Source organism: Paludibaculum fermentans, from assembly GCF_051172195.1.
GTDB classification, from domain to species: domain Bacteria; phylum Acidobacteriota; class Terriglobia; order Bryobacterales; family Bryobacteraceae; genus Paludibaculum; species Paludibaculum fermentans_A.
In genome coordinates, this window is the sequence record NZ_JBPJAQ010000001.1 from 1,487,337 (window position 1) to 1,499,276 (window position 11,940).

The 11,940-nt window shown below is 62.1% G+C and carries 9 protein-coding genes; 3 read left to right on the forward strand and 6 right to left on the reverse strand.

Annotation, left to right across the window (positions count from 1 at the left end; all coding sequences use genetic code 11):
* Window positions 1-428: 428 nt before the first annotated feature.
* Window positions 429-2,555, reverse strand: a complete 2,127-nt coding sequence (locus tag ACR9Y2_RS06030) for a glycosyl hydrolase family 28 protein (protein ID WP_435040151.1) — start codon at window positions 2,553-2,555, stop codon at window positions 429-431.
* 333 nt (window positions 2,556-2,888) lie between these two features.
* Between ACR9Y2_RS06030 and ACR9Y2_RS06035 the strand changes: the two genes are divergently transcribed.
* Window positions 2,889-3,386, forward strand: coding sequence for a cupin domain-containing protein (locus ACR9Y2_RS06035; RefSeq protein WP_435040152.1), 498 nt, complete (start codon window positions 2,889-2,891; stop codon window positions 3,384-3,386).
* Between the two features lie 166 nt (window positions 3,387-3,552).
* Window positions 3,553-5,838 carry a winged helix-turn-helix domain-containing protein gene (locus ACR9Y2_RS06040; RefSeq protein WP_435040153.1) on the forward strand — a complete coding sequence of 762 codons (2,286 nt, stop codon included), beginning with the start codon at window positions 3,553-3,555 and terminating at the stop codon, window positions 5,836-5,838.
* Between the two features lie 56 nt (window positions 5,839-5,894).
* Here the strand turns inward: ACR9Y2_RS06040 and ACR9Y2_RS06045 are convergent, their stop codons facing one another.
* The 5 genes from ACR9Y2_RS06045 to ACR9Y2_RS06065 all read right to left on the reverse strand — a co-directional run bounded on the left by ACR9Y2_RS06045 (window position 5,895) and on the right by ACR9Y2_RS06065 (window position 10,446).
* Complete coding sequence (locus ACR9Y2_RS06045; RefSeq protein ID WP_435040154.1) at window positions 5,895-6,167, reverse strand: hypothetical protein; 273 nt, start codon at window positions 6,165-6,167, stop codon at window positions 5,895-5,897.
* Window positions 6,168-6,385: 218 nt separating this feature from the next.
* Window positions 6,386-6,523 (reverse strand): PEP-CTERM sorting domain-containing protein, encoded by a 138-nt coding sequence (locus ACR9Y2_RS06050; protein ID WP_435040155.1) that lies wholly within the window; start codon window positions 6,521-6,523, stop codon window positions 6,386-6,388.
* A gap of 263 nt (window positions 6,524-6,786) precedes the next feature.
* Complete coding sequence (locus tag ACR9Y2_RS06055) at window positions 6,787-7,014, reverse strand: hypothetical protein (RefSeq protein WP_435040156.1); 228 nt, start codon at window positions 7,012-7,014, stop codon at window positions 6,787-6,789.
* Between the two features lie 133 nt (window positions 7,015-7,147).
* Window positions 7,148-7,816 carry a PEP-CTERM sorting domain-containing protein gene (locus tag ACR9Y2_RS06060; protein ID WP_435040157.1) on the reverse strand — a complete coding sequence of 223 codons (669 nt, stop codon included), beginning with the start codon at window positions 7,814-7,816 and terminating at the stop codon, window positions 7,148-7,150.
* Between the two features lie 311 nt (window positions 7,817-8,127).
* Window positions 8,128-10,446 (reverse strand): winged helix-turn-helix domain-containing protein, encoded by a 2,319-nt coding sequence (locus ACR9Y2_RS06065; protein ID WP_435040158.1) that lies wholly within the window; start codon window positions 10,444-10,446, stop codon window positions 8,128-8,130.
* A 148-nt stretch (window positions 10,447-10,594) separates the two neighbouring features.
* Between ACR9Y2_RS06065 and ACR9Y2_RS06070 the strand changes: the two genes are divergently transcribed.
* On the forward strand, window positions 10,595-11,938 hold the full coding sequence (locus ACR9Y2_RS06070; RefSeq protein ID WP_435040159.1) for a carotenoid oxygenase family protein: 1,344 nt from the start codon (window positions 10,595-10,597) through the stop codon (window positions 11,936-11,938).
* Window positions 11,939-11,940: the final 2 nt, after the last annotated feature.

The following is an 11,940-nucleotide window of genomic DNA, read 5'->3' on the forward strand; positions in this document are numbered from 1 at the left end:
GGCCTACGCCGATCCCGCGGAACCCCCGGATCTCCGAAAGGGCTTCTCGATGCGACCTCACCGCGGTGTTCGGGCTACATGAAGAGGAGGGCGAGCAGCCGGCCCGAAATTATCCCTGCTCAAGAAAAACATCACTTCAGCTGCGATCCGCTGAGACTTGCGGAAACAATGACGAGACCGACCCCTCCGGGACGCGAGTCATCCGCGGACTCATGGGCCTTTTGACCAACACGCATCTTCATCGGAAGCGGTGGCCTGCGTCGTGGTGGATTCGGTGTCCCATGGCGCCGGCAGCCGCGTCGCGCCCTCATGCGGACGTCCGGCGGGTACAGGGGTGCCGGCCCATCCTGTAAATATCGGCGCCTCTGCCTGTCTCAGCTCCAGCCAGGCTGGCTGAAGAACTTCCGGGTGAGCTTGACGACTAGTAACTATCTTCCAACGGGCACTGGACAACCGGCGTCGCCGGACGGACCACATACCGGATGGGACCGTGGCCAGTCACTCACCACTACGGTCACGGATCCGAACGCCGTTGCGTCATAGTACGCATCGGCCGGATAACGGGCAGTGAAAACATGCGTGCCGGGCTTCAGGTGCCGTATGGCCAGGGTGGCGAGCGTGCCGTTCGCCGACAGTTTCGCGGTACCCACCAGCACGTCGCCTTCGTAGAACTCCACCGGATTGGTGAGGGCGGGAGAGCCGACGGCCAGCAGCCCCGGTTGCGCGTTGTAGCCCTTGGGATTGAAGAACGTGCTCTGGGACATGATCGGCTGTACCACCGCATTCAACGTCACTGAGCCGCCGGCATTGATTGTTGCGGTCGGCAGGCTGGTGGGTTCGCCAAGGGGCAGCGTGCGCCCAAGCGTCACATAGAGCTCGCCGGTGACGAATGGCGGCTTCGCCGGGCAGGCGTACGCCAGCGACGGATCGCTGACCGAAGTTGCCGTCGCGTAGAAGTTGGAATCGAGATTGAGCGTTGGACCGGCCGCGTTGGCGGCGGCCTGGTTGTTGAGGTTGTTGAGGATCGGCGGATAGACATTGTTGACAGTAGTGAAGGCGGTACCGATCGCCGTAATCTCCGCCAGCGAGGTCTGCCCCTGGGTGGCATCGTCGAAAACGACATTGTCCAGTGTGATGTCGTTGTAGTAGTTTCTGGACGGATCCGCCTGCAGGAAGAAGCCATAACCGCCCGCAGCAGCCGGTGTGACTGGAACGCCTTTGTTCGTTTTGGGGAACTGGGCCGTGGGTGGCAGAACATGCACGTCGCGGAACACGACGCCGGCAATCGCAGGCAGGTTGTCGGTGGACTTGAAGGGGGCCAGCGGGACAATGTTGATCGGCCGGACGATGTCCTGCACGCAGACGGACTGAAACGTCACGTTGCTGATGGTGTTGCCGGGTTTGGAGCCGGTGCCGGAACTGATGTTGGTCGTGATCTGCATCGCCTTCAGGTCACCGGTCGACGTGGGCAGCGCCTGCGCGTAGCTCTGCAGGCTGTAGGGCGGCTGCGTGAGTGTGGCTTCCGTCACGCCGTTCACCGTGGTCCCCACCACGCTGGGCAGGCTGCCGGTGAAAAGCAGGTCTTCAAACAGCAGGTTCGATGTCAGATGCGAATCCCCTCCGGCCAGGATGGTGATGCCGCCTTTGTTATAGCCGCGAAACTTCCGTACGGTGATGTTGGACGTGTCGATGTTATTGGTGCTGATGGCGATGTCCTGATCCCCGATCGCCACTGTGGTGTCGTAGATGGTTATGTTGCTGCCGTGGATGTCGAAGCCATCGCTGTTCGGCATGGTCCAGGGGGCCTGCACTTTCACGCCCCAAACGGTGAAGCCGTTGCCGCCGAAGCCGACGGTGTGAAATGGCGGATTGCGGATGGTGATCTTGTGGAGCACGACATTGCTGGCAAACGCACCCGCGACCCCAGCATTGATGATCTTGGGGCTGGCCTGCTCATTGGACGAGTTCTTCTTCTTGAAAGCCATGTCCCACCAACTGATGCCCTGATTGTCGCCGCTGAGTATCGTCCTGTTCCCCTGGCCGTCGATTACGCCGTAGCCGTAGATGCCGTTGTCCGTGCGCAGGGTGAACAGCGGCAAGCAGCCCCGGTCGACCTGGTACTCGCCCACCGTGCCGCAGATCGCCCCTTGCGCGTGATCGCTGTTGTCCTGGTACCTCGAGGGATCGCGCGAACCATACACCGTCACGCCTCCATCGATGATGATCGAGACACTCGCTGGCAGGGTGATCGGTTCCAGCAGGAACGCGTTGAACGACGGGTTCGGACCGAGCGTCAGTTCCACCGCCTGGCCCTTCGTGCAGTTCAGCAGCGCCGTCTGCAGCGTGGTCGTCTCCCGGGATGATTCCGCATTCTGGTCGTCGGCGGTGTCGCCGATGACAGGGCCATCCGCCGCGGACTTCAACGGCGCGCGGAGGACCGCGCAAACCTTTGGAGTGATGGGTTCGGTTACATTTCGTGTGTCCTGTGCCATCAGGCTCGCGGTTGTCGCCCCGCAGAAGCACAGGAACAGGGTGCTCCATTTTGTGGTTCTCATCTTCGCTTCCCCAGTTCTTCTGTTCTCGATGATTCGCCCGTGCCGCTGGGCCGCTGCCCGGCGCGATCCGCGCGAATCCCTTACAAACAGGAGGGGGGCATCGGCGGCCGGAGATTGCTCACCTTGATCTTCTTTTTCGGTGCTCCGGCGCCTGCGCGCGGCGTTGGATCCGATCAGGAGCTTCCAACTGATGGGCAGGTCCGCCACCGGCGCGGGTCAAGGCCGGTAACGCAGCCCCCGAGCCTTTCGCGGGCGCGCTGCGCTTTCTTTGGGAGATTCCCTGATGAGTTTCCTGCGGGATGAATCCCCCTATTCAGTGCGGAGCAACACCCCATGCCATTCCAATTCCAACATTCCCGTCTCCGGCAGACCCGGACTCAGGTCATACCGGCCCTTGGACTTACCCTTCGAGTCCTCCTCGAACCGGAGGACTCCGGACGAGAGTTGACGATCATCGAGACCGTCAACGCCCCCGGCTTTGGCCCGCCCTTTCACCGTCACCCGGAGACCGAAATCTTCCGGGTCCTGGAAGGCCGCTACCTCTTTGAAGTGGATGGGACTCGCTACCCCGCCGAAGAGGGTGACCTGGTCACTGTTCCTGGCGGGGCGCCGCACCGCTTTGTGAACGTCAGCGGCAAGCCGGCACGCCAGTTGGTGATGATGTTGCCTGGGCTCGACGCCTACGCCTTCTTTGGCGGATTGGCGGAAACCATGCGCAACGGCATCCCGTCGAGGAGTGTCCTGAACGCATTCGGCGAACCCTGGGGCTGCGAGTTTCTGGGTGGCCCGTTGACGCTGGACCAGCTCACTCTCGCCGAAACCGGTCGCTAACAGGCCTGAGTCTCAGCCAGTCTATTTCAATCGCGGAATGAACTCACCATGTGTTGTGGTTATTCCACTTCACAAGTACTTGCTGAACAGGCTCTTGGCCGCCGTCCGGGCGCGCGGCGGGGATTTGGTTCAGAGACTCCGGTGCTACATAATGAGATAGATTTAGATGGGTTCCGAGCGGCAATCGATCAAGTATCAATTCGGCGTCTTTGAATTTTCCAGCAATACTGGCGAGCTGCGCAAGAACGGGGTGATTGTTCGCCTCGCCCCACAGCCCGCCCTAGTGCTGAAGCTGCTTGTGGCCCACAACGGGGGTATCGTCACCCGGGAAGAGCTCCAGCAGGAGGTCTGGAAGGGCGACACGATCGTAGATTTTGAGCTCGGGCTGAATCGCTGCGTCGCCCGGATCCGGAGCGTGCTCTCCGACGATGCCGACACACCTCGCTATGTCGAGACGATTCCTCGTTCGGGCTATCGATTCATTGCGCCGGTGAAGATCGTCCCGGTCCCCCAGCGTCAGGGAATCCCCGATGAGGCGGTCCGTGTGGCCACGCCTTCTTCCGGACCCAATGCGCCCATCACGCCGGAGCCCTGCTCAGAGGGACTCCCCAAGGCGCCCGAGAGCGTAGCGCCGCCGCTGGTGGATGCTCCACGAGAAGCCTCCAGCCGAAGTCTCGGCCGGAAGTGGAGGATCCTCCTCTTTTATGCTCTGCCGGCAGCCGTGCTCATGATCGTTGCGTTGTTTTGGTCCCGGCACTTCGTTCGGAACCGGACAGTCCAGCTTCGCTCGGACTACTCAGTGGGCCCGTTATTCAGCGAACCCGGGCAGGCTGCGGGTCCGTCGTTCTCCCCGGACGGCTCCAAGGTAGTCTTTAGCTGGAGCGGGAGCCGGCAGGACAACTTCGATCTCTATATCAGGTCAATCGGGACTCAGGACACAACCCGGCTCACCAAGGCGCCGGAAACGGACTACAGTCCTGCGTGGTCGCCCGACGGGAAGTCCATCGCCTTCTGCCGGGGCGGCCCGCAGGCCGGCTCGTCCATCTGGGTGGTCTCCCTCTCCGGTGGCGCGGAGCGGAAACTCATCGATGTGCCATGGACCGCGGTAGTGGGCAGCCGCTTCCTCGCCTGGTCTCCCGACAGCAGGCGGCTAATATTTGCCGGCAGCCTGAACGAAGACAAGACGTCCGGCCTCCTCGAAATGGAGGTCGCCTCGGGCGCCACCCGCTACCTGACGAGAGCCCAGGCAGGCAGCGTGGAGATGCATCCAACCTACGCTCCCGACGGGCACGCCATCGCCTTCGTCCGCGATATCGCCCGCGGAATCAGCCGCATTCTCGTGCTGCCCATGAATCCGGATGGAGGGGCGGCCGGGCCGCCGGTTCCGTTGTCATGGCCCGGTTTCGAGAGTTCCAACGTAGCCAGGCCAGTCTGGACCTCCGACAGCAGCCATCTCCTCTTTGCCTCCAACCGGAACAGCGAACAATACTTGTGGATCGCGAAGGCTGAGCAGGGGGCCGCTCCGCAACTGCTCAGTACCCTGGGTCCGGGCCTGATGGATGCGGCGATCTCTCCCACCGGGGACCTTGCCATGGTTCGCGAACGCCTCGATATCGATATTTTCAAGCTCGACATCGACCGGTTGCGCCACGGTGCATTCTCCGCGCCGGTGCCCGTAGTCAACTCCAGCCGTCTGGAAACTTACCCGAATGTCTCCTCCGACGGCTCGAAGCTTGCCTTTGAATCCAACCGCTCCGGCTTCACTGAGATCTGGACCTCGAATGTGGACGGCACCAACCTCGCGCAGATCACGAATATGGGCCATCCCATCACCGGTTCCCCCGCTTGGTCTCCCGACAATCGGACCATCGCCTTTGACTCGCGGGCCGGCGGCGCTCCGCGAATCTACGTGGTGCCGGCGGCCGGTGGCAAGGTGGAGGCGCTGACCGCTCCGAATGAAATGAGTGTCACGCCCGCCTGGTCCCCCGATGGCGCCTGGATCTATTTCACCTCCGATCGCACGGGGCGGCCCGAAGTCTGGCGAATCCCCTCCAGCGGCGGTCCGCCGCAGCAGGTTTCCACCACCGGCGGATTCTCTCCGTCCACTTCCGCCGGTAAGCTCATCCTCTACTCGGCCAATCGGGCCTGGGTCACCGCACTCAAATCCCTGAATGTAGAAACCCACGAGGAAGAAGTCCTGGCAACGGATGCCGTCCGCCGCAGCTACTATCCGGCCGCGGATGGTGTGTATTACATCGCTGCCCGCGGCGGCGACCACTTCCTGCTGAAGTTCATCCCGTCATCGGGCGGCGCCGCCATAACTCTGTACGAGTTTCCCAGGCGTACGGCGGAGGGCATGGGCATGTCCCGCGACGGCCATTCCCTCTTCTTCGGAGAAGCCGAACAGTCAAATACCGACCTGCAGTTGGTTCGGGACTTCTGGCGGAAGTGACGGGAGCGCACACGGCCTGGCATCTCCCGCCCTTCTAACCACTCCGTTTCGGCTGGTCAGCGACGGTTGGCGACGTCGGCTGCCAGGCGCAGTTCGGCATCTGCCTTGATCAGATACTCTTTCGCTTTTGCGGCGTGCCCACCTAGTTCGTCGTTGTTGTTCGCCTGGGCGGTGCTGATGTGGGCGAAAGACGAGACAATCGCCTCCTGAGCCGCCCGCAGTTCTCCATGGCGCTTCCCGATGTTGACGACCGGTTCGCTCATCATCGCCTGGACACAGCCCACGACTGCTACAACAGCGATGGCTAATTGGATGCTCTTCTTCTTCATGGCTTGAATTCTCCTTAAGTAGGTTGATCCGAACTTCCCTGTCTGGCGGGGTTGTGTCGCAGGAGGAATGCTGAAATCGATGTTGCGCGCCACCGTTCCAGTGGCGCACAGGGCTGGCACCCTCCATCAGGGCCACCCCCTGTTCCTCTCCTGACGTCGCGACCCCGGAGCCGGAAGGAAATCGTCACGGCTTCACTGGATAAGGGGAGAATCTCAAGTCAGATTTCATCAGCCTTTTCATCTGCGCGGCCCGCCGCACGCGCATTCCTCCCTTTCGCCTGCTGCCGCCATTGCCGGCCTCCGGCCAACAGCGCCAGCCCGATCCCTGTTATGCCAATCGTCGTGGGCTCCGGCACCGGCCCCGCGCCAAGCGACCGCTCCTGAATCGTCAGGAATCCGCCGGGCAGTGAGAAACAGCCGTGGCAAAGTCATGAGTTGAACTCCGTGTGAGGTTGATCGGATCGGCGTGCCGCGACTGGCCGCTGCCTCTCCACCCACACTGTGGCGAGCACCGCCGCGACAGTGATCATCGGTTCGCGCGGCACTTTGCTGGCCCCAAAAACGCAGAGCGCCGGGGAGACGCGAAGTCCCCCCGGCGCTCTGCCACTTCTAAAACCCGTCAACCCTCCAGCATCACCAGCCCGTTGATGATGCCCGCCGTTGTGTCACAAACGCCGTCCGTGATGCCCGCCCCAACACGTCCGGGGCTGAACGGCTCGCCCTGCGCCGCCGTCTTGCCCACATACGGAATGTAGGTGAAGACGTTGGCCAACACGGTTTGCCCATCCTGGCCGAGGAAATCCGCATGGTTCAGAATCGCACCGACCGACGCCATGATCAGCATCATCGCCCCGTATCCGCCATTCAGCCGCGAAACGGCCCGCGCCCAGGCCTTCGACACCGCCGGAGAGGTGGAAATCGAGGGCCTCGGCGCCCTGCCGATCCTGCCGGACTCCAGCCTGCAAACCCAGTGGTATTGCCTATCGATCGCCCTGCTCAGGCGTCACCGCAACGACTCTACGCCGCCGGTAGAGCCTTACCCCGCCCAGGCCCATTCCAGCCATCAGCATCATCGACCAACTCGACGGTTCGGGTACCGGGCTCGCCCCGGTCAGGTTCCCGACCTTGATGCTGTTGATGAGAAACTCATTGTTGCCCGTGATGGTCAGGTGCGTGAGGACACCGGCTGGCACTGTGTGGGTGAATTGGTACGTCGTGAACTGGGTGTTGGCCACCACCGTGATCATTTGAGGTGCGCCGAGCTCCGCCAGTACCAGTGCGTTGGCTGCGCCGCCCGCCATCTCGATTTGCACTAGATAGTCGCCGGGGCCGAAGGCGTGGGCCGAGCTCAAAGTCGGATTGATGCCCTTATAGGTGGGCATCTGAAGGCAAGTCGCACTCGATGAGCCGGCCAGGAAGCATGGGTTGCCGGGGTCATTGGCGAGCCCGCCCAGGTAGAAAACGTCTCCGCCGGTGACCGAGAAGGTGTCCGGCGACCCGACAGTCGACCCGGCCGGGGTCGGCGATGTCGGCGACCCGTTGTCGAAGCTCGTCGTCAGGACGAGAGTTGCGGCCTGGGCCGATAGAGTGGAAGCAGCGCACAGTACGCCCAGCGCCGCCAGTCTGTAAAGGAACTTCAGTTGATACATTTCCATTTCTCCTGTCAATAACTCGCGCCAACAGGGCGGCATTCGACGCCTGGCAACGGATCCAGCGAAGACTTGCGGATCTCCGCCTTGCGTTCATCCGCGCTGGACGCCAACCAGAATCGGGCCAGTGGGAGGTCAGGATCAATGAGTGAGGGGTGATTTGCGGGTGTGAAAGATATGCTCGTCTATCCCATTGAAGCAACAGGTTGTTGCGAGCTCTGCGGATCATTGGTGATCACGCCGGCCTGCGTCAATGGGTGGCGCAGGCGTGCTCCACGGCGGCGCCGGAGTGACACACCGGGCCAGCGCGCTCAGTTCCTCCAGAAATCCTGCACCAGCAGAAGATCGGAACCTGACTTCTCCGACTGCCCGTAATACAGCACCAGGCCGTCCGGACTCAGGCTCATGCCTTCCGCCGGCTGGGCCGTGAACTGGAAGATGGTTTTGGGCGGGTTGGGGGTCGAAGGAAGAAACTTGAGGGTATAACCGCCACCTGCGCCTGGCACGATGTAATATACCCCGTCGACCGAAGGGCAGTAGTCACGACGCATTACCCCCGTTGCCAGGTTCGTCTCCTCATTGGTCTTCAGGTTGAGTTCCCGCAGGGAGGTCACGCGAGCCTGGTTGGCGGCATAGATCAGCCGGTTGTAGGCGATCACTGGTGAGAATCCGCCGTTCCGCGTAACCTGCTGGGCCGCTCCTCCCGTGGAGGCGATGCGCCACAGTTCAGACCGGCCGCTGCGGCCGGAGCTGTAGTAGATCCAGGCGCCGTCCGGAGACCAGGTTGGCACGACGCCCGCGAATTCGGCGGCCGTTACTGCCTCCGCCTTGCCGCCCTGTCCCGGGACGATAAAGATCCTGGGGACTCCGCCCACACGGGAATCGAAAGCAATCTTCCGGCCGTCCGGAGACCACGCCGGAGAACCCGAAATCGGGTTCATCAGGCTCGTGACCTGAGTCAGGTTCGTACTGTCCGTATTTGCCGTCCAGATCTCGCGGAAGCCCCCTCGATTGGACTCCATTGCGATCTTCGAGCCGTCCGGCGACACCTGCGGGTTCGACTCCATCTGGGTTGAGTTCAGCACCGGTTTTGGCGCGGACGCCAGCCCGCGGCGCAGAAGGTCAACTTCTAATTGGTAGATATCCACATCCTGGTGGTGCCGGACCAGGGCCAACTGGCCTCTGGATGAAATGGCGCCGTCGGTATTGCCCGCGCCCAGCGCGGCCAATGATCTGGGCTTTGCGCCTGGCGTGGGCCTCACCAGCCAGAGGGCGGCCTGGCCCATCCGGTTGGAGGAGAAAACCAGGTAGCGGCTGTCCGGCGTCCACACCGGGCGCGAGGAAGTGGCGCTCTCGAAACCCGGCCATTCCAGCATTACGGGATTCCCGTCTGCTCCGCCGCCCTGCTTCATCGGCAGCAACCAGATCCGGCTCACCCCGCTTCCGATATCCCGGGCAAACGCTACCTGACGGCCGTCCGGAGCATAGGCCGGATGCAGATCAGTGGCGCCCCGTTGCGCGGAGGTAAGCCGCTGGATTGCGCTAGTGGCTACGTCGAGCTCAAAAAGCCCGTTCACGCGTTCGTCCGTCGCGCTGCCTGCGTACACAATGCGCTTGCTGTCCGGAGACCAGGTCAGGTACCGGCTGCCGGGCGCGGCATCCCATTGCAGCTCTGCCAGTTTCCTTTCCGCTCCATTGGATAGGGAAATCAACCAGATGGCGGAGCTTTCATGCCCACTGCCACGGCAGAATGCGATGGACCGTCCGTCCGGAGACCAGGCCGGACTGTAGTCCGACTCAGGCGAAGTGGTGAGCCGCTTCACCCGTTGTGTGCCAGTCTCCTTCAGATAAATGTCGAAGTTGTCCTGATGCACGCCATTCCACGAGTAGGCGATTTCCCGCCCGTCTGGCGAAAACGCCGGACCGGCCGCAATCCCGGCATCACTGGTGAACGGCTGCACCGTGTAATTGGGACTGAGTTCCACCTCCTGGCCGCCGTGCCACCAGCTGTAGCTGCCGTACCCCGCCGCCACTAATCCCAGTGCAACCGCACCCCACAGCATGACGCTCGACCTGGCCTGCCGAGGCGGGGAGGATCGAGGTTGCCCCCTCTCTTCAGACTGCCGTTCCACGGCCTCCGGCGATTGTCGTACTGCTAAACCGCCTTCGCCAGCCTCCGCCACCAGCGTACCGGGCTCGTTCCGCATCTGCTCAGGAGCTGGGGCGTCCGATCGCTGCTCCGGAATGCACCGCACCGGAGCGATAAAACGGTATCCTACGCGGGGAACGGTCTCAATGTAACGCGGTGAGTCGGCGTCGTCCAGAAGCGTCGCCCGGATGCGGCGGATGCAGCGATTGACTCCGAGTTCGAAGTCGACATTGGTGTTATCTTTCCAGATCTCCTGCCTCAACTCCTCGCGTGTGACCAGTTCGCCGCTCCGCGCGACCAACCGGAGTAGAACCAGCGTAGGTTGGGGGGGAATCCGAAGAACCGCACCGCCCTTTCGGAGTTCTCCTGCCCTCGTAGAGAGCTCAAAGTTTCCGAACTGGTAAATCAATTCCTTTGGTTTTGGGTCCAAGATGCGCTGCTTTAGGTCCGGATTGTAGCAGATGCGCCAGCAGCCACGCATTCGATCCTGCCGGCGCTCGGTCGCCTTGGCGTCGAAGACTCAGGGCAACACAGGGATGGGCGCCACCGGTCCCATTTCCGCACCTCCGTCACAATTGCTGATTAGTTTTGTGCCGGGATTCTCCACCCAACTAGTGGAGGCGCTAATCATGAAACTAAGCGTAAGGATCCCATCCCAGTCGAATTCCGATCCACTTCCCTACAGGGCAAATGCGCCGGTGTCAGTCGAAGTGGACGCGACGAACCTATTGATCGAGGGCGAGATCCCCAGCGGGCTCAACGGCGTCTTCCTGAAGAACAGCCCAACGTCGCTCTTCCATCCCGCCGGCTCTGGATTCCCGGCGGAAGGTGCGGGCAAGGTTCATGCCTTGTATCTTGAGAACGGCCTGGCGCGGTATCGAAACCGATGGGTGCGGACAGCGGAGTATCGGAAGGAACGGGCCGCGGGGCATCCCCTCGCCGCATCCTGCGCCGGCGTGCACCCGGCAAACAGCCGTATCGTCGCTCACGCCGGCCACTTGCTGGCCATGGGCGACGCCGGCCGGCCCTATCGCCTGGATTGGGACCTGAACACGCAGGGACCGAATGATTTCCAGGCTGCATTTCCCGGTGGCATGTTGTCCCATTCCAAACTGGACCCCGAAACCGGGGAGATGGTCCTGCTTGCCAATGAAACGCGGGAGTGCCGGCTGGACTGTCTGACCGTCGATCCCAGTGGCAAACTGGGGAAGATCCTCAGTTTCGACAGCCCGTGGCCCTCCAGAATCCACGATATCGCGGTCACCAGAAACTACGTAGTGGTCATACTCTCTCCCTTCGTCCTGGAGGATCCGCAGCCCCGTTGGCGACCGGTGATGGGAACAGCCGTGGCTTTGATTCCACGCCGCGGTACGGAACAGGGGATCCGCTGGCTCGAGACCCGGCCATTCTTCCACCTCCATGTAATGAATGCCTTTGAGAAGGATCACTACATCGAACTCCAGTTGCCCTGGTATTCCTCGTGGCGTGAGGGCGCGCCACTGGTGGGAGCGGAACTCCGCCGCATCCGCATCAATTTGGAGAACAGGACCGTCGTGGACGAGCAGATCGACGATTGTGCCTGTGAGTTTCCCCGCATCAACGACCGCTTTGCCATGCGGGAGAACCGGTTCGGATACACCGCATTCCGGAACACGCGGCTTGGCGAGCAACCAGCGGAAGGAAGCTTCGAGGGCTTTGCCCGCTATGACTTCAAAGCAGCCAGCCGCACGGTGCACACCCTGCCCCCCGGCCATTTTGTAGGGGAGCCCGTGTTTGTGCCGGCTACGAACGCCGGCAATGAAGGCGAGGGGTACCTGATGGCGATTATTTTCAATGCACTACAGGACCGGACCAGCTTCCGCATCTATGACGCGCAGAACCTGTACGCGCCGCCATTGGCGCAAATCCAGTTACCATGCCGGGTGCCTGCGGGCTGTCACGCCTCCTGGGTGCCTGCCCAGGAGGTCTCATAGAG